Genomic DNA, 17,509 nt, shown 5'->3' with positions numbered 1-17,509 from the left:
CGGCTGCCATGCGCGCCCCGAGCCGAGGGGTGAACATGTAAAATCGACATGTGACATTGGCGCGGGGTCGCATCAGTCCCTGCAGCAACGGTGCATTCAGCAACAAATTTCCGTCGCACTGACAACCGTTGACGACCCCTCGGCGGGTCCCGGACGCGAGGCAGAACATGAGTATTCAAATGCAAGACAACACGAAAACCCGGCGCAAGCCGAACATCCGCATCTCGAAGTCGGACCACGCGCGTCTGTCGGCCCTCGCGAACACCGTTGCCGCCCGAAATCCGGAGGCGGCAGATGAGCTGCTGGCCGAACTCGAGCGCGCGCGCATCGTCGCCGATGGCTGGGTCTCCGCCGGCACCGTCCGGATGGGCTCGATGGTGACGTTCAAGCCCGACACCGGCGATCGGAAAACGGTGACGCTGGTTTTCCCTGGCGATGCGGACATCTCCGAAGGCAAGGTTTCGATCCTCACGCCGATTGGCACGGCCCTGATCGGCCTCTCGGCTGGGCAGTCGATCATGTGGACCGCCCGGGACGGACGTCGGCACGAATTGTTGGTGCTTGACGTGAGCCAGCCCGCTCCGGAAGGCGATGTAGCCGATCGGCGCGCGCCAGCGTCTTCGACAATAGCCGCGACAATAGCCGCGGGCGTCTAGACATGGGCGTTTCCATCCGTCTCCTCAATCACGCGGGCAGCCTCATCGCGGGAGTTTGACCCCTGCGCCGGCCTATCCTGGCCCGGCACAGGGGTAGCTTTCCACACCCGATCAATTGCTTGACGCCGGATCCCTTGCACAGGCCGGCTGGAGACGCGCCATGTCCACTATCGATAGTTGCCAACTGACCACCAAGGACTACACAATTCTTGAAGTGATGCAGGAGCGCCGACCTGCCCGCGGCGATGCCTTCTCGGCTATCCTTCAACGGAAGATTTCGAGCGCGGTTGTCGTGTTTCGGGAAGACATCCCGGCCACCGTCGTGACACTTAGCACCCGCGTGGCTTATCGGGTGAACGACGGCCCTGCCGAAACCCGCATCGTCGCTCATGACGAGATGCGCGGTCTGGTTGGCATGCTTTTGCCGATCACCAATCCGCGCGGCCTGGCGCTGCTGGGTCTGGCCGAAGGTCAGTCCATATCCATTCCGACAACGGACGGCGGCCTTGAAACGCTGACCGTGCATGAAGTGGTCTATCAGCCAGAAGCCGCAAGACGCGAGAGGCTGAAGCTGGCGGGAGTTGCTGCGCCGGGGCCGTCGCGACCGGACGGACCGGTTCTGCGCGTCGTCCATCGTTCCGATGAGGCGCAAGACAAAGCGGCGAAGCAAGTCATGGCGGCCTTCGACACCGGATTCGACGACCCGGGTCCGTCAGCCGCCTGAAAGCTCGACTATCCCGAAGGCTGTGAAGGCGGATAGACAAGCGTTCCCTCAGCCCTTGCCTGTACCAAGTGAGGCCAACAAACTAGGATCTGATCATGGATGATTACGACAACCAGAAAGGTGCCAAGCCTGAAGATGTGCGAGCCGCGTTGAGAGGCTGGGCATTCTTCGCCGTTCTAATGACCGGAATCTTTGGCCTGGCCTACGCTTTGCTCGAAATGTAGATGACCGACGAAGCCGACCAGCTTGTCATTGCAATCTTTGCGATCCTTCCACTAACGCGAACCGTGGCTTCGCGCCGGGAGCGACGATCATTTCACAACTTTCTTCAATCCACGTAGCGCCTCCTGCACGTCGGCTCGCGCCTCGTTTGCTTCCGGATAGACGGCATAGGCTGGATAGGTGAATTCCGGCGCGCCTTCCACCACCTCCAGCTGCCCCGCCTCGATATGGGGAGCTGCTGCGCCCCTGCGGAAATAACCCATTCCGCCGGCGCGCAGGATGTAGCTCAGCCCAAGCGGGCCCAGGCCGACCATCAATCCCGGCTCGCCGAAGGCAGAGGAACTGGCACCATGCTGGGCCGCAAACAGCGGCCCCCAGTCGACATAGACATAGTCCTTGGAGCCGACTGGTTCCCCATCTCTGTCGGTGGTGCGAACCAGGACGAGCTGCTCCTCGACGAGAAGCTCGACCCTGAAACCCGGCAGCAGCTTCGGCGCATAGAGCACCGCAATGTCCAGAACGCCGGTCCTGAGTTGCTCGAGGAGCTGGTCCGGCACGCCGACTTGGGCTTGGATGGCGATCTCCGGCCGTGCCTTCTTCATCCAGACCAGCCAGTCGAGCAGCAGCGGGTTCCATAGGCTGAGCTCTCCGCCCAAGGCAACGACGCTTGTTCGTCCCGTTGGGATGGCGAGTTGGTGGCGGGCGCGCTCCCATATCTGGACGAATGACTGGGCAAACCGTTCGAACTCCCGACCCGCCGGCGTCAACTGCGCGCCATTGCGGTTGCGGATAAAGAGCTGACGTCCGAGCTCTTCCTCCAGCGTGCGTATGCGCGCGCTCACAGTTGTCTGGGTGACGTGGAGTCGATCGGCAGCTTTCAGAAAGCTGCCGGAATGGACGATTTCCAAAAACGTGCGCGCGCGGTCGATGTCCATCACAGCTTCCAGTTCAGTGCAATAATCTTGCACTAATACAGCATTTAATTCCGTTTGCCTTCCTGTTTTACGCAGCGCAACGTCCACGTAGGCGAGGTCTCCGTTGCAACGGATATGGAGCGTGCGATGTCTGATCAGGAGGATGTCTACCCGGAGACGAGAGAATACGCCTCTCCGCGATGCTTCATGCGTGAGCTTGTCCCCGGGTACGGCACTGAGCCGGCAGTTCAGGACGCATGGCCCGATGTCTGTCGATGGCGCAAGGCGGAACGCAAGCGCCTGATCGATGAGCGTCTCGCGATCGACGCCGAGGAACGCAATGCAAGGTCTTTGCGTATCGCTTCCGCTCTCGACCTAGCTATCGGTCGGGTGAGCGGGCGGATCGTCAGCGGCTATTGGCCATTCCGCGGTGAGCCCGATCTCCGCAACTGGGCGATAACGGTGATCGGGCGCGGCGGACGGATTGCGCTTCCAGTCGTCATCAAGAAAGGCTGGCCGCTGGAGTTTCGTATCTGGGGGCCAGGAGACCCGCTCGAACGCGGCGTCTGGAATATTCTTGTCCCTTCTCACGGACCTGCTGTCCAACCGGATGTGGTCATCGCACCCGTCGTCGGTTTCGACCAGGCAAACTACCGCTTGGGTTACGGTGGCGGCTTCTTCGACCGAACCCTGGCCGCCGCGCCGAAACGGCCGCTCGTCGTCGGCGTCGGTTACGCCGGCAGCAGGATCCAGACCATCTATCCGCAGCCACACGACATTCCGATGGGTGTGATCGTCACGGATGAATGAATGAGTGCAGGCAAGGCCTGATCCCCTTTGTGACGGCGGATCGCGGATGCCGTCCATCGTTGAGGCCGTCTTGCCTGCCAGCAGTGAAAAGCAGGAAGAACATCATGTCCAATCCAGCCATAGTCTTGGATGACCGCAAACCCCCTTTTCTCGTCAGGTGGCTGTGGTCCACGAACCACAAGGATATCGGGACGCTTTACCTGCTGTTCTCGATCATGACGGGGGTCTTCGGTACGGCACTTTCCGTGTTGATTCGCATGGAGTTGCAGGAACCGGGACTGCAGATATTCGGCGACCCGGCTGTCTACAATGTCGTCGTCAGTGCCCATGGGCTGGTCATGATCTTCTTCGTCCTCATGCCGGCGCTGATAGGGGGGTTCGGCAACTGGATGGTGCCGATCATGATCGGCGCACCCGACATGGCCTTTCCACGCATGAACAACATTTCCTTCTGGCTGTTGGTGATGTCGTTTATCCTCTTCATCACCTCGATGTTCGTTCCTGGAGCGCCCGGCACGCTCGGTCATGGCGGCGGCTGGACGCTCTATCCGCCACTTTCGACTACCGGCCAACCGGGCCCTGCGGTCGACCTCGTCATCCTTTCGATCCACCTTGCGGGAGCGTCATCGATTCTCGGCGCGATCAACTTCATCACCACCATCTTCAACATGCGCGCACCCGGCATGACGATGCACAAGATGCCTCTGTTTGCCTGGTCGATGCTGGTCACCGCCTTCATGCTTCTCATGTCGCTGCCGGTGCTCGCGGGCGCGATCACGATGCTGCTCACGGACCGCAACTTTGGCACGACCTTCTTCGTGCCGGACGGCGGCGGCGATCCGATCCTCTACCAGCACCTATTCTGGTTCTTCGGCCATCCCGAAGTCTACATCATGATCCTCCCCGGCTTCGGCATCATCAGCCACGTCATCTCGACCTTCGCCAAAAAACCGATCTTCGGCTATATCGGCATGGCCTATGCGATGGTGGCGATCGGCGCGATCGGTTTCGTCGTCTGGGCGCATCATATGTATACCACGGGTCTGTCCGTGGACAGCCAGCGCTACTTCGCCTTCGCCTCAATGGTCATCGCCGTTCCAACCGGGGTGAAGGTGTTTTCGTGGCTGGCGACCATGTGGGGAGGATCGATCGAGTTCAAGACGCCGATGCTGTGGGCTCTCGGCTTCGTCCTGCTCTTCACCATCGGCGGCGTCACCGGGATCATGGTCGCCAGCCCCGGCATCGACCGCTCGTTGCACGACACCTATTTTGTGATCGCCCACTTCCACTATGTGCTGTCTTTGGGTGCAGTCTTTGCCATCTTCGCCGGCTTCTATTACTGGTTCCCGAAGATGACCGGCTACATGTACAGCGAAACGCTGGGCAAGCTGCATTTCTGGCTGATGTTCATCGGCGTCAATCTCGTCTTCTTCCCACAGCATTTTCTGGGCATGGCGGGCATGCCGCGGCGCTATGCCGACTACCCCGACGCTTTCGCCGGCTGGAATTTCATCTCGTCGATCGGGTCCTACATTTCAACGGCCGGGCTTGTCGTCTTCTTCATCACGGTGGCGGAAGCTTTCAGCCGCAGACGCCGGGCTGGCGCCAATCCATGGGGCGAAGGGGCGACCACGCTCGAATGGCAACTGCCATCGCCGCCGCCCTTCCATCAGTGGGAGAAGCTGCCGCGCATCCTCTAGCTTCGCCTCCTGTTCCAAATCGGCGCCTGCTGTCGCTTCGACATCTTGTCGGGAGAACGTCATGAACGAAACCACAGATCCAAACAACCACATCCTGCTCGTGGCAATCATCGCGTTTTATTGGGCATTGCTGGGCAGTTGGGGCCAAACTCAGCCGCGCCCAGGCAACGACAAGGCCAAGCGGGACGATGCGCCGACGGACCAACGGACCGGCAGTGACAAGCGTACGCCCTCCGCCGACACCCCCTTGGATGGGATTCGAAAGATCGACCCGGATTTCGACATCGCCGCGTTTCTGGCTGGCGCCAAGACAGCCTACGAAACTATCCTGCGGGCCTATGCGGACAGTGAAATCCAGACGTTGAAGCGCCTTGTCGGGCCGGAAGTGCTTGATACATTTGAGCGAGCCATTGCCGGACGCCGGGATCGCGAGGAGACGCTGCATCTCACCTTCATCGCCACGAGTGAAGCAAAGGTCGTCGATACTCTCGAGCAAGACGGCACCGCTGAGGTTGTTGTTCGGTTCGTTTCCGACGTGGTCAGCGTTACACGCTTGGCGAACGATGCGATCGGCGCCGGCGATCCCGAGCAAATCGTTGAGGTGATCGATACGTGGACGTTCGCCTGTGAAACCCAGTCAACGAAGCGGAATTGGATGTTGATCGCCACGGACGGCGAATAACGGTTTGCGCCCCTTCCGGTAACCGCTGGAGGGCGACGTCTGGTCATGTAGACCTCGTCAGGTACGCCGTGGGTCAGCGTAAGAGGACCAACGGCCATGACGCTTTGGAACGCATCTGCGCTGGAGGTGCGATGGAGACATGTTGATGGCCACCCTGCTTCGTCGGGCCTTCGGTTTGGCGTCGGCACCTTCGCCCTGGAACGATACGAACGCTGTTCGCGAAATGTTGTTCAGCGTCGAACGACTGCAAGAGCATGCCCGCAGTTTGGCGGCCGCCCAGCACATCAAGCAGGACAAACCGAACGGGCATTCACTGCTGAACCGGCTCACCGACAATGAAGCAAGCCTGATCACTGCTTATCGCTCCATTTGTGAGGCGGTCAGTGACGGCGCTGCTATCACCCCTGCTGCGGATTGGTTGATCGATAATTTTCACCAGGTGGAACGGCAGATCCGACAAGTCAGGTAGGATCTACCGCCTGGCTACTATCGACAACTCCCCACACTTGCCAACGGCCCGTTCGCGGATTACCCGCGTGTCTTCGAGATGGCCTAGGCGTTCGTCGCCCACACGGACAGCCGGTTCGATGTCGACGCGTGGTGAGACTACGTCCACGCCTATCAGACCATACAGCCACTCATGATCGGCGAACTCTGGGCATCGGCGATTACGCTCAGGGTTATTCTTATAGAGAACCTCAGACGGATCGCAGCGCGCATCGTCTATAGCCGCGAGGAGCGCCGCAGAGGGGACGATCTTGCCGACAGGCTTCTGGCGGTGGGCGGCCATGCGGCCGAGCCTCCGAAGTCCGTCATAGCTGACCTCGATCAGGGTTCGCTCTCCAAGGCATTCCTTCTTCAACTCGTTCATCGAGGTCTCAGGCGACGCCGCGCTCCTGGACGAACTCGTCCCTTTCCTGGCGGGGCCAAATCTGGCCGCTGACGAGCACGACAGCTTTTTCTCACCAGCTATTTCGCTCCAAACTGCTAGCCTTTACGAGCATTGTGCCCTCGCCCTTGATGCGAGCCTCGCGGTAGGCAGCCACGGTATTCCACTGATGGGCGGTGGCGACTGGAACGACGGGATGAACGCGTGGGTGAAGGCGGCCAGGGCGAGAGCGTCTGGCTGGCTTGGCTCCTGCATACGACCCTGACCGCCCTTGCTGGGGTGCCTGATACACGTCATGATCCGGTACGAGTTGAGGCTTGGCGCGCGCATGCCTCGGCGCTGGGGGAGTCGCTCGAACACCCAACATGGACGGCGACTGGTATCGGCGCGCCTGGTTCGATGACGGCGCCGTGATTGGCTCGGCGACGAACGACAATCGACTCTATTGCGCAATCCTGGGCAGTAATCTTCGCGCAGCCGAGCCTCAGCGCGCAGCCCAAGCCATGATTGCCGTCGAACGCGAACTGATCGACGAAGACAACGGTCTGGCGCTGTTGTTCAAGCGCTGTTGTTCACGCCGCCCTTCGACCATATGTCGCACGATCCGGGATACATCAAGGGCTATCCACCCGGCATTCGTGAGAATGGCGGCCAGTATACCCATGCCGCAGCGTGGTCGGTCATCGCCTTTGCCCTCCTCGGCGAAGGCGGCAAGGCGACGGCCTTGTTCGCGCTACTCAACCCGATCAACCATGTCCGCACGCGGGCCGAACTCCGACATTACAAGGCGGTTCGAGGTCACTCTCCGTCGCCGTTCTGCCCGCATGCGAATAAAGGTAGACAACCCAAACGGCTTTTCCCGGGGGGTGGCTTCGGCTCAGTTAGATGGGATATTGCTCGTTCAGCGTCCCCTCCGGGTCGAGTTGATCGACGACGCCCGCGTTCATGAACTCCTGGTTACGCTGGGTTGACGCGAGCGAGGGACCTGCCCGCAGACTATTCGATGATCGCATCAAGCTACTCGGTCTCGGCCGCCGCATAGACATCAGCGATAGCCAACACACATCACATAATCGCGCAAGAGCGTCTCTTCTTGTTCCACCTCCAGCATGAGGGCCTCAAGCGCATCTCGTGCGTTGAGCACTCCGATCGGTCGAGACTCCGCATCGGTGACGGGGATGTTTTTCAGTCGGCGCTCCTTCATGATCGACCAGACGTCGTGCAACCAGTCCGTCGGCCGGCAGATGACGACGTCCGAGGTCATAACCGACGATACCGCGATCTGGCAGGTTGAACCTTGGCATCGGCCGACCTGCCTTACGATATCCGTTTTCGTAATCACGCCCTTCAAAAGCCCATCGGGGCCGCAGACAACGACCAGGTCCGATGAACCGCCAAGCAGTCGGGCTGCTTCAAGCAAGGGCGCATCATATCTAATAGTGGCAAGTCTCTTGTGGGCAATGGGCACGACTCTATCAACGAGCATTTGTTCGTCCTTTCCCTCCATCAGCCGCCCAAGGAGATGCGCAACGTGACGACAATGCCAGTTACGGCCAGCGCGAAGCAGCCCAAGCGAATCGCTATCAACACCGGAAATCTCGCTCCAGAATGAACGTAGTCCTCGACTACAACCTGAAGTCCGAGAGCCATGTGATAAAACAATGCCACCAGCAGCAGCATCATGCAGATCGTGGCGAACGGCGTCCTGAGCCAGGTGACGACGCCAGCATGGTCGCTGCCAGTGAGGGCGACGACAGACGCCAGGAACCATATCGTCAGCGGGACCAACGCAATAGCCGTCACGCGCTCGGCCCACCATTGGCCGACGCCTTTGCGTGCCGAACCAAGCCCGGTCGCGCGGCTTAGCGGTGAGCGCGTATCCTGCTTGTGCAACTTCCTACCCCACCATGTAGATGCTGAGTGCCCATGTAGCCCCCGTGAGCAAAAAGCTGGCCATTACCACTGCCCAGCCGGAGGCATAGATCGTGCGAAGTTGAAAACCATATCCGGCGTCCCAGAACAAATGCCGGATACCGCCGCAGAGATGCATGTAGAAGGAAAACACGCCTCCAATCATTAAGAACTGTCCGATCCAGGATCCTATGACGCTTTGAACCGTGGCGAATGCTTGCGGGCCGGTGGCGGCGGCAGAGAGCCAGATCACCAGGAACACCGCACAGGTGCTCAGGACAACGCCGGTGATGCGATTGACGATCGAGAGAACCGAGGTAAGCTGTGGTCGGTAAATCTGAATGTTGGGCGAGAGCGGCCGCCTGCGGCTGGCAATAGTCTTCACTTCTTTCCCCTCAGCCTGTCCGCTCGACAATCATTTTCTTGATCTCGGCGATTGCCTTTCCAGGATTCAGTCCCTTGGGGCAGGTGCGCGTACAGTTGAGAATCGTGTGGCATCGGTAGAGCCGGAAAGGATCCTCCAGATCATCGAGCCGCTCGCCAGTCGCCTCGTCGCGGCTGTCAATGAGCCAGCGGTAGGCATGCAGCAGCGCGGCAGGGCCGAGGAAGCGATCGCCATTCCACCAATGACTGGGGCACCCCGACGTGCAGCAGAAGCAGAGAATGCACTCATAGTAGCCGTCAAGCTCAGCTCTTTCGGCCGGAGACTGAAGGCGCTCCCGTTCCGGCGCAGGCGCCTTGGAGTGGAGCCAGGGCTCGATGAGGCTGTATTGGGCAAACATATGTGTGAGATCTGGAACCAGATCCTTGATGATCCTCAGATTGCTCAAGGGATAGATCGTCGCTGACCCGTCCGTTTCGGCTATGTATCTTGTGCAGGCCAGCCAGTTCGTACCGTCGATGTTCATCGCACACGAGCCGCACACGCCTTCCCGGCATGAGCGGCGGAACGTCAGGGTCGGGTCGACCTTGTTCTTGATCCTGATGAGGGCGTCCAGAACCATCGGGCCGCAGTTGTCGAGATCGATTTCAAAGATGTCTATGACCGGATTGTCGCCGGAGTCGGGATCGTAGCGGTAAATCTCGAATGTCTTTACACGCGCTGCGGCCGTCGCAGGCACAGGCCAGCGTTTCCCTTTTCCTATTCGAGATTCTTTACCGACGCCGAGTTTCCTAGGCAGCGGAAACCGTTTCAACACCGTCACTCGGGGAGTTGGTCCGAGGATTCGATGAGAAAGGGGCTTCTTTTATCCTCGGTCATCCGCTTGGCCTTCGAAGTGCCCTGGGCAGAGCGCGATCGCCAAAATCGACGGCAGATCGCCGGATGATCCGTCCGGCGTCGTCGACAATGACCTGGAACCGACGATTGCCTAAAAAGAATGTCAGCCGTAAGCGCCCGGCATCTGCACCTTCTCCGCGCTCATGCCTGCTCGCTATCTTGCCTTCCCGAATGAGAGGCTGGACAACCGAAGGGTCAACACCGAGCCCCTTGCCAATGATCGCGGCATCGACCTGCACTTCATCGTCTTCGAATTTGATCGTCGCCATCATCAATCACTGTGCGGCGGCCCTTCACGGGCGGCCATTTGTAGTGCGCCGATCAGTATCGGCAGGAGTCAGCTGGGCGGTCCCACGTCAGACTCGAACCAGCGTCGGCTATCGCGATTCATCAGCAGTTCCAACCCATGACGCGACAGTGCCCGCTTCCCTTCTTCACTTAAGAAATCAATATCGCTCCCGGCTGCAAAAGCGGACGCTGGCGGACCGCGCCGGCAACACCGGTCCCGCGAAAAGGAACCTGTTGCCTGAATGTGAACCGGCCAGCGTCTAACGGTCGGAAGTGCTCTGGAACGAAGGCCATCGCTTCGCCGCAAATGACGGAAAAGTTTGCAGTGCCCGACGGTGCGCAACGCATTGGCCTCAAGCGACGGCCGGATTGACCTATGCGACTGCGACACAACAGCAGGATTGATGACATCCTCGTTCTCCGAAGGCGATGACCTAGCCGACAATGTTGATATGGTTGTGGACCCTGACGACGCCGGGCGCTCGCCAGGCGGTTCGCTCGGCCTCCTGCTTTTCCGACCACGAGCTTACGGCTCCGGCGAGGATCACTTCGCCACCATCGGCGGTGACGCTGATCTGCTGCGCATCGACCTCGGCGCTTCGTTTGAACGCGGTTTCGATCTTGGCCTTGATCTCCACAGGTGCCACGCGCGGCTTCAGCACCACGCGATTAATGACGCCTTTGACACCGTGCAGTTTGCGCGTGGCGGATTCAGCCTGATTGCGCTGATATTGCCATTCGGCGTCGCCTTCCAGGGTAAGCCAACCATCTTTCGCGATGACCTTGAACCGCTCGTGGGAAGCGGGTAGCTCGATGGAGATCGCCTCGATTGCGGCCCGCGCGAGTTCCGGATCTGTCTTTTGATGGCTGGATGGAAGCTGAACTTCAATGTCGTTGGCAATGCCGAGGACACCTTTGACCCGCTTCGCCGCATTCTCCGCCTCGTACTTCTGCATATAGAAAGGGACGTAGCCCGTAAGCGAGACGACGCCCTTTTTGACGGTGACACCGACGTCGGTGGCATTGATGTCGGGGTCCCATTTAAGTTCGTTTTCTAAGTCTTGTTTAATATCTCTGTCGGATCGCATGTCACAGTTCCTCATAGTGGATCAACACTCAGCACCTGCACGCCTCGAGAAAGGTCGCCTTGACGCAGACGGATGGCGTTACTGCTCTCGCACCCGGCAACAGTGGCATCCGATATTGCCGATGCGCCGCTCCTAAAGCCTCCCATTGAGCCTCGTCATTCCTTCAGAACAAGGCAAACGAAATTTATGATGAATTCAACGCAATTATCTTGCAGTCACTTTCGGTTCGAATGCCGACACGACGCGGCTCTTCCCTTTTTGATTTTCCATGTGTTTCCGATGAAGTCTTCGTGCCCGCCCGAGCGGGGTGATCGCCTCGTTCGTAAAGTGGCCTTTCGACAAAGCGGGAGGTCCGCATTGCCAGCGAGCGAGGGGCTGGAACGACAGTCGATCTCATGTTCCGGCCGGAACGACTTTCAGGATCGACAAGAGGGACAGCGCTTCAAGCAGCCAGCAATGTCGGGGGAAACGCGGATTATGCCGGTTCGGCGTTGCCATTTGAAATGGAATGCAGTCCAGCCAAGGCAGGGCCTAATACGACTTCATCAGCGTTCGCAGATTGCACCGCATAGACCGGGTAGGAAAACTGCGGCGCTTCGGGCACCAGGTGAAGCTGACCAGCCTCAATATGAGGCTGGACCACGCTCATTCTGAAATAACCGGATCCGCCAGCCGAAAGAATATAATTGAGCGCAAGCGGGCCAAGATCCATCAAAAGATCTGGCGCGACATCCGGGAAATTCATCCCATGATGAAGCGTAAAATCCGGCCCCCAATCTACGTGCACGTAGTCTACGCGGTCCACCAGGCTTGCTTCAGGGTTGGTTGTCACCAGAACGAGTTTTTCGTCCATGAGCAGATCGATCTTCAGGCCGGGCCGATGCTGGGGTGCATACATGACTGCCACGTCGACGAGCCCGGATGCGACTTGATTGATCAAATCCTGCGGCACATCGACGTGTACTCGAAGTGCGATATCCGGAAGGGATCGACGCATCCATCGAACCCAGTCAAGCAGAAGAGGTTGAGCAAGACTGACTTCGCTGCCGACGGTCAGAACAGCACGACGGCCGGGCGGGACAGCAACCTGATGGAGCGTGCGCTGCCATAGCTGGACGAACATCGGAGCGTGACGAAGAAACTGCTCGCCGGCGGGAGTGAGCGAAGCTCCGCCTTTGTTTCGGACGAAAAGAGGGCGGCCAAGTTGTTGCTCGAGGGTGCGAATTCGTGCGCTCACGGTCGTCTGAGCAACATTCAAACGCCTTGAAGCTCGAATGAAGCTTCCGCTGGAAACAATCTCAAGAAAAGAGCGGGCGAGCTCGACATCCATAGGCTATCATAACATAAAAATTGCGTTTAATTGTCAATTATGTTGCCCTCCGAAATAAACTCTCTGGATTTCTCGACGCGGCCATCCGAGCGAGCTATATCGCGGTCCGATGGCAATCAACACTCCCATCTATCATAAAAATTGCACTGATTTGTCGATTAAATTCGTTTGCTAGATAGCAAGCGCGAGCACTAGGCTTCGGGGAAATCCACCAAGCTTAGCGCTGGATGCTGCGCAGCGCCGGTTGGAGCGAGCGCAAGCTCTCTCCATCGTCCCCATGGTTTTGCCTGCAGCGTCATAGGAGTAATCATGTCGACGAGAGAAAAGAGCCAAGGCGATGTGGGGCGGCGCGACTTTCTGAAGCTGTTCGGCGCGGCCGGAGCTGCCGGAGCGGCAGCGAGTACTCTGCCGCTTGGCGGATCCGCATCGGCGGACGAAATCATGGCTGCGACCGCCGCAAATACAAAACATCACCACGTGACCGCCGCCACCACACCTCATGTTGGAGGTTCTGGCTATGAATTCTTCAATGTAGACGAATCCGCCTTCATCGAAGCGGCAGTCGATACGCTCCTTCCAAGCGATTCAACAGGCCCCGGCGCCAAGGAACTCGGCGTTGCGACTTACATCGACCGGCAGATGGCCGGTGGATACGGCAAGGGTGACCGCCTGTATCTGGAAGGGCCATTTGGCGAGGGTACGCCCGAGCAGGGCTATCAATTGCCCATGACGCCATCGGAACTGATCCGGGCCGGCATCGACGACGTCAATGCCTTCGTGCAGAAAAACCACAAGAGCACCTTCGACGGCCTTTCGGCAAAAGATCGTGCCGAGGTGCTGGCCGATCTCGAGGGCGGGAAGGTCGAGCTCCCAACCGTGCCCACCGCGACCTTCTTCGGACTGCTGCTTCAGCTGACGATCGAGGGCTATTTCGCCGACCCGATGTATGGCGGGAACAAGGACCGGGCGGCCTGGAAGATGATCGGGTTCCCAGGCGCAGACGCCATGTACATGGACAAGATCGAACCCTTCCGGAACAGGCCCTACAAGGCTGAACCCAAAGGCATTCAGGACCTCATCTAGCCGACGGAAAAGGAGACTATAACATGGCCACCAAACTCAACGCTGTCGATGTCCTGATTGTCGGCCTTGGATGGACAGGCGGCATCATCGCCAAGGAGCTCGCGTCGACGAAGCTGAAAATCGTCGCCCTTGAGCGGGGGGGCCCGCGTGACACCAATCCGGACTTTATCGATCCGCAGATCCATGACGAACTGCGCTACGCCGCCCGCTACGACCTCATGCAGAACGTGAGGCGGGAAACCATCACATTCCGCAACAGTGAATCGCAAACGGCGCTGCCGATGCGTCAACTCGGCTCGTTCCTGCCCGGCCAGGGCGTCGGCGGCGCCGGCGTGCACTGGAACGGCGTGACCTGGCGCTGGCTCGAATGGGATCACCAAGCGCGTACCCGGACGGTCGACAAGTACGGCGAAAAGATCATCCCTTCGGATATGCATCTGCAGGACTGGCCGATCACCTATGACGATCTCGAACCCTACTACGACAAGTTCGAAAAAACCTGCGGCACCTCCGGCAAGGCCGGCAATATAAATGGCCGAAAGATCGATGGTGGCAACATCTTCGAGGGATCGCGAAAGGACGAGTACCCCAATCCGCCGATGATTGCCGCGCAGAGCATGGTGATGTTCGAGAAGGCGGCCCGCAATCTCGGCTACCACCCTTTCCCCAATCCTTCGTCAAACGCGTCACGGGACTACGTCAATCCCGATGGCGTGGCCTTCGGCCAGTGTCACTATTGTGGCTTCTGCGAGCGTTTCGGCTGTGAGGCGAATGCTAAGGCGAGCCCGCACTTCACCGTCATCCCACTGGCGTTGGAGAACCCGAATTTCGAACTGCGCACCAACTCGATCGTGCTGAAGGTCAATCTCGACTCGACCCGCAAGAAGGCAGTCAGCGTCACCTATCTCGACGCACGCGGGCGGGAGTTCGAACAGCCTGCAGACCTCATCATCCTCTCGGCCTATGCCCTCGGTAACGTCAACCTGCTGCTGCATTCGGGAATCGGCGTGCCTTATGACCCGGCAACGGGAATGGGTGTGGTCGGTCGCAACTATGCCTATCAATGCGGTGGCGGAGCTACGGCCTTCTTCGACAAGGAAACCATCTTGAATCGCTTCATGGGCGCAGGCGCGCTCGGCACGACCATGGATGATTTCAACGGCGACAACTACGATTTCGTGAAGGCTGGCTACATCGGCGGCGGCGGCATCAGTTGCAGCAACTCGGGCGCCCGGCCTATCCAATCGCATCCAACGCCGCACGGCACGCCGCGTTGGGGCTCCGAATGGAAGAAGGCGGTGATCGACAATTATGACCACGCGGCCAGCGTTGGCAATCAAGGCGCCGTGATGGCCTATCGACAGAACTATCTCAGCCTCGATCCGACCTACACCGACGTCTTTGGCCGTCCACTGATGAGGATGACGTTCGACTTCCAGGACAATGAGGTAAAGCAGATGAACGGCCAGGCTGACATCTGCGTAAAGATCGCCAAGGAGATGGGTGCGACCAAGGTCGATCGGAGCATTCCCCCCGTGCCCTATTCGATCGTGCCTTATCAAAGCACGCACAACACAGGCGGGGCAGTCTTTGGCGCCGACCCGAACACCAGCGTTCTGAACAAATATCTTCAGGTCTGGGATGTTCCGAACGTGTTCGTCACAGGCGCTTGCGTGTTTCCCCAGAACGCCGGGAAGAACCCGACCGGACCGGTAGGCGCACTTGCCTACTGGGCGGTGGACGCGATCAAGAACCAGTATCTAAAGAACCCCGGCCCACTAGTTCCCTCCTGAGGCAACGCCTGCCGGATCCGCGGTTCGGATCCGGCAGGCTGGGTGTGTTTCGAACCCCATACCGCAGGGGGCCGGTTCGGCCGGAACCGACCCGCCGCTCACTGAAAGAAGCAACCATGAAATCGACCATGCTTGGATTGATGACCGCAATTCTCACGGCAGTCGGCTCGGCCCATGCGCAGGACTTGTCCCCCGGCAATGCCGAAGCGGGCGCCGTCGTCTTCAGGCGGTGCATGGCCTGCCACAAGGTCGGCCCTGAGGCAAAGAACGGAGTAGGTCCGGTCTTGAATGGGATCGTCGGCCGGGCGGCCGGCGCGTATCCCGATTATAGTTATTCAACGGCGAACAAGAATTCGGGTCTGACCTGGGATGAACCGACGCTGACGACCTATCTGCACGCGCCGCGCAAACTGGTGCCCGGCACAAAGATGACATTCGCCGGTCTCAGCAAGGACCAGGAGATTGCCGACGTGATCGCCTATCTGAAACAGTTCAACGCTCAAGGACAGAAGGTCGGCCCCTGAGTCAGGGGGACCTGTCCCGGCTTCAAAGTACAACCTTTATGAAGTTCGTCCTGCACCAGGGTCTGGGGTATTCTACGGTTCATCAGATCGGTGACTACCTGCGCAGCCATGGTGCGGGACGCCACTGGATCGAGCGATATCGCGGCGACATCTTCGTATTCGCATCAGATCAAGCCGACGAGGTAATCCTTAGAAACGAATTCTCCGGCCTTCTCGATGCTGTCAACGACACGGAGACCGACAGGACACGACGTCGATGAGCGAAAAAATCTTAGTCGAGAGAGTAAAATTGAAACGGGCATATGAGAGCCCTACTGCCGACGATGGCAAGCGAGTGTTGGTTGACCGGCTTTGGCCGCGCGGGGTCAAGAAGACCGAGGCCGCCATCGACCATTGGATGAAGGAACTCGCGCCAAGCACCGAGCTTCGGAAATGGTTCGGACACGATCCAGCCCGCTGGGAGGAATTCCGCCGGCGCTATGCGGCGGAAATCCATGTGCATCGCGATGAACTCGACCAACTGCGCGACATGATACGGCAGGGCGCCGTTACACTCGTCTACTCGGCTCATGACGAGGCCCATAACGATGCCGTCGTCCTTAGAGAGATTCTGTTGAGACATCGATAGAGCCGTCACGTCGCTCCTGCGCCGCCATTGCCTTCAAAGACATGGGGCGTGCGATCACAACAGCGACAACAAACTCGTCTCTGCGGAAACCAAACTAAAGAAACCCCATCAAATCATCGATGGACCTATTCACGTTGCGGAGAAAGACAATGAAGTTCTTTATTGATACAGCCGATATTTCTGAAATTCGCGAGCTTGCTGCTGCCGGCTTTCTCGACGGGGTGACCACGAACCCATCCCTTATCGCAAAGATCGGCAGGCCGATCAGGGATGTGATCAAGGAGATTTGCCAGACAATCGAGGGCCCGGTTTCAGCGGAAGTCACCGCGGTCCACTTCGACGGTATGATCGCCGAGGGAGAGCTTTTGGCCGGCATTGCCGCCAATGTGGCCGTCAAGGTGCCATCGACTTGGGATGGGTTCAGGGCTTGCCGGGCTCTTAGTCAGCTCGGACACAAGGTCAATGTCACGCTCTGCTTTTCAGCCAACCAGGCACTCCTCGCAGCCAAGGCAGGCGCGACCTTCATTTCGCCGTTCGTTGGCAGGCTCGATGATCTTGGTCTGGACGGCATGGAGGTGATCCGGGAAATCCGCAAGATCTACGACAACGATAAATCCTTCACGACGGAAATCCTGGCGTCTTCAATTCGCACCCCTCTCCATGTCAAACAGGCGGCGATCGCAGGCGCCAATATCGCGACCGTGCCACCGGCGGTGCTCAGAAACCTCGCCAAACACCCGCTCACCGACAGGGGACTTGAGTCCTTTCTCGCCGACTGGAGCAAGACAGGGCAGGCGATCCTGTAATCGCCCGCAGCAGGCTTCCCTGGGAGACGCATTGCCGTCCGCTAGCCACATCATCGTGTGTGTAGGAGGGCCTCGCGAGGACTTGGACCGGGCATCACGGGCCGAGGTGCTGATCGTCAGTTGCCAGCGCCGAGGATATTGGACACGCCATTGTCCTTGGATTCCTTCGCGGCTAACCGGTC

23 protein-coding genes are annotated in these 17,509 nt (G+C 59.0%); 14 read left to right on the top strand and 9 right to left on the bottom strand.

Going from position 1 to position 17,509, the window contains the following annotated elements:
- The first annotated feature begins 179 nt into the window (after window positions 1–179).
- From rnk to EJ076_RS36010, 3 genes are all read left to right on the top strand, one after another.
- Window positions 180–656, top strand: coding sequence for a nucleoside diphosphate kinase regulator (gene rnk, locus EJ076_RS11025; RefSeq protein ID WP_126067818.1), 477 nt, complete (start codon window positions 180–182; stop codon window positions 654–656).
- Window positions 657–816: 160 nt separating this feature from the next.
- Window positions 817–1,380: a nucleoside-diphosphate kinase gene (locus EJ076_RS11020; RefSeq protein WP_126067817.1), complete on the top strand. Its 564-nt coding sequence runs from the start codon at window positions 817–819 to the stop codon at window positions 1,378–1,380.
- A gap of 95 nt (window positions 1,381–1,475) precedes the next feature.
- Window positions 1,476–1,604, top strand: a complete 129-nt coding sequence (locus tag EJ076_RS36010) for a hypothetical protein (RefSeq protein ID WP_281038336.1) — start codon at window positions 1,476–1,478, stop codon at window positions 1,602–1,604.
- 87 nt (window positions 1,605–1,691) lie between these two features.
- Here EJ076_RS36010 and EJ076_RS11015 read toward each other — a convergent pair whose 3' ends face one another.
- Window positions 1,692–2,537, bottom strand: a complete 846-nt coding sequence (locus EJ076_RS11015; RefSeq protein WP_164548606.1) for a LysR family transcriptional regulator — start codon at window positions 2,535–2,537, stop codon at window positions 1,692–1,694.
- Window positions 2,538–2,663: 126 nt separating this feature from the next.
- On the opposite strand from EJ076_RS11015, the gene EJ076_RS11010 reads away from it, so the two are divergent.
- The 4 genes from EJ076_RS11010 (at window position 2,664) to EJ076_RS10995 (ending at window position 6,177) form a co-directional block, all read left to right on the top strand.
- Window positions 2,664–3,326, top strand: a complete 663-nt coding sequence (locus EJ076_RS11010) for a 5-formyltetrahydrofolate cyclo-ligase (RefSeq protein WP_126067816.1) — start codon at window positions 2,664–2,666, stop codon at window positions 3,324–3,326.
- A gap of 104 nt (window positions 3,327–3,430) precedes the next feature.
- Window positions 3,431–5,026, top strand: coding sequence for a cytochrome c oxidase subunit I (gene ctaD / locus EJ076_RS11005; protein WP_126067815.1), 1,596 nt, complete (start codon window positions 3,431–3,433; stop codon window positions 5,024–5,026).
- Window positions 5,027–5,087: 61 nt separating this feature from the next.
- Window positions 5,088–5,708 (top strand): Tim44/TimA family putative adaptor protein, encoded by a 621-nt coding sequence (locus EJ076_RS11000; RefSeq protein ID WP_126067814.1) that lies wholly within the window; start codon window positions 5,088–5,090, stop codon window positions 5,706–5,708.
- A gap of 145 nt (window positions 5,709–5,853) precedes the next feature.
- Window positions 5,854–6,177, top strand: a complete 324-nt coding sequence (locus tag EJ076_RS10995) for a hypothetical protein (protein WP_126067813.1) — start codon at window positions 5,854–5,856, stop codon at window positions 6,175–6,177.
- 3 nt (window positions 6,178–6,180) lie between these two features.
- Here EJ076_RS10995 and EJ076_RS10990 read toward each other — a convergent pair whose 3' ends face one another.
- Window positions 6,181–6,579 (bottom strand): hypothetical protein, encoded by a 399-nt coding sequence (locus tag EJ076_RS10990; protein WP_126067812.1) that lies wholly within the window; start codon window positions 6,577–6,579, stop codon window positions 6,181–6,183.
- Here EJ076_RS10990 and EJ076_RS36135 point away from each other — a divergent pair.
- Entirely contained in the window at window positions 6,527–6,862 is a 336-nt protein-coding gene (locus tag EJ076_RS36135; protein ID WP_348639826.1) for a hypothetical protein, read from the top strand. The two genes, EJ076_RS10990 and EJ076_RS36135, sit on opposite strands and share 53 nt — an antisense overlap.
- Window positions 6,863–7,165: 303 nt before the next feature.
- Window positions 7,166–7,546 (top strand): hypothetical protein, encoded by a 381-nt coding sequence (locus EJ076_RS35740; protein WP_281038330.1) that lies wholly within the window; start codon window positions 7,166–7,168, stop codon window positions 7,544–7,546.
- Between the two features lie 96 nt (window positions 7,547–7,642).
- Here EJ076_RS35740 and EJ076_RS10980 read toward each other — a convergent pair whose 3' ends face one another.
- The 7 genes from EJ076_RS10980 to EJ076_RS10950 all read right to left on the bottom strand — a co-directional run bounded on the left by EJ076_RS10980 (window position 7,643) and on the right by EJ076_RS10950 (window position 12,493).
- Window positions 7,643–8,083 carry a CBS domain-containing protein gene (locus tag EJ076_RS10980; protein WP_126071019.1) on the bottom strand — a complete coding sequence of 147 codons (441 nt, stop codon included), beginning with the start codon at window positions 8,081–8,083 and terminating at the stop codon, window positions 7,643–7,645.
- Between the two features lie 20 nt (window positions 8,084–8,103).
- Entirely contained in the window at window positions 8,104–8,490 is a 387-nt protein-coding gene (gene sdhD, locus EJ076_RS10975; RefSeq protein ID WP_126067811.1) for a succinate dehydrogenase, hydrophobic membrane anchor protein, read from the bottom strand.
- Between the two features lie 4 nt (window positions 8,491–8,494).
- Window positions 8,495–8,893 (bottom strand): succinate dehydrogenase, cytochrome b556 subunit, encoded by a 399-nt coding sequence (gene sdhC / locus EJ076_RS10970; RefSeq protein WP_206438787.1) that lies wholly within the window; start codon window positions 8,891–8,893, stop codon window positions 8,495–8,497.
- 10 nt (window positions 8,894–8,903) lie between these two features.
- Window positions 8,904–9,704, bottom strand: a complete 801-nt coding sequence (locus EJ076_RS10965; RefSeq protein ID WP_281039087.1) for a succinate dehydrogenase iron-sulfur subunit — start codon at window positions 9,702–9,704, stop codon at window positions 8,904–8,906.
- Window positions 9,705–9,765: 61 nt separating this feature from the next.
- Window positions 9,766–10,059: a DUF6522 family protein gene (locus EJ076_RS10960; protein WP_245463016.1), complete on the bottom strand. Its 294-nt coding sequence runs from the start codon at window positions 10,057–10,059 to the stop codon at window positions 9,766–9,768.
- A gap of 450 nt (window positions 10,060–10,509) precedes the next feature.
- Window positions 10,510–11,163 (bottom strand): BON domain-containing protein, encoded by a 654-nt coding sequence (locus EJ076_RS10955; protein WP_126067810.1) that lies wholly within the window; start codon window positions 11,161–11,163, stop codon window positions 10,510–10,512.
- A gap of 475 nt (window positions 11,164–11,638) precedes the next feature.
- Window positions 11,639–12,493 carry a LysR family transcriptional regulator gene (locus EJ076_RS10950; RefSeq protein WP_126067809.1) on the bottom strand — a complete coding sequence of 285 codons (855 nt, stop codon included), beginning with the start codon at window positions 12,491–12,493 and terminating at the stop codon, window positions 11,639–11,641.
- Window positions 12,494–12,802: 309 nt separating this feature from the next.
- Here EJ076_RS10950 and EJ076_RS10945 point away from each other — a divergent pair, with 309 nt between their 5' ends.
- From EJ076_RS10945 to fsa, 5 genes are all read left to right on the top strand, one after another.
- Entirely contained in the window at window positions 12,803–13,576 is a 774-nt protein-coding gene (locus EJ076_RS10945) for a gluconate 2-dehydrogenase subunit 3 family protein (RefSeq protein ID WP_126067808.1), read from the top strand.
- 23 nt (window positions 13,577–13,599) lie between these two features.
- A complete protein-coding gene (locus tag EJ076_RS10940; RefSeq protein WP_126067807.1) occupies window positions 13,600–15,369 on the top strand; it encodes a GMC family oxidoreductase in 1,770 nt (589 codons plus the stop codon).
- A 116-nt stretch (window positions 15,370–15,485) separates the two neighbouring features.
- Window positions 15,486–15,893, top strand: coding sequence for a cytochrome c family protein (locus EJ076_RS10935; protein ID WP_126067806.1), 408 nt, complete (start codon window positions 15,486–15,488; stop codon window positions 15,891–15,893).
- A 256-nt stretch (window positions 15,894–16,149) separates the two neighbouring features.
- On the top strand, window positions 16,150–16,521 hold the full coding sequence (locus EJ076_RS10930; protein WP_126067805.1) for a DUF488 domain-containing protein: 372 nt from the start codon (window positions 16,150–16,152) through the stop codon (window positions 16,519–16,521).
- A gap of 149 nt (window positions 16,522–16,670) precedes the next feature.
- On the top strand, window positions 16,671–17,327 hold the full coding sequence (gene fsa, locus EJ076_RS10925) for a fructose-6-phosphate aldolase (protein WP_126067804.1): 657 nt from the start codon (window positions 16,671–16,673) through the stop codon (window positions 17,325–17,327).
- The last annotated feature ends 182 nt before the right edge of the window (window positions 17,328–17,509 follow it).

Origin of the sequence: Mesorhizobium sp. M7D.F.Ca.US.005.01.1.1 (assembly GCF_003952545.1) — a bacterium.
Lineage (GTDB): Bacteria > Pseudomonadota > Alphaproteobacteria > Rhizobiales > Rhizobiaceae > Mesorhizobium > Mesorhizobium loti.
Note: the sequence above shows the minus strand (reverse complement) of the source record. Positions and strands in the feature narration are given on the sequence as shown.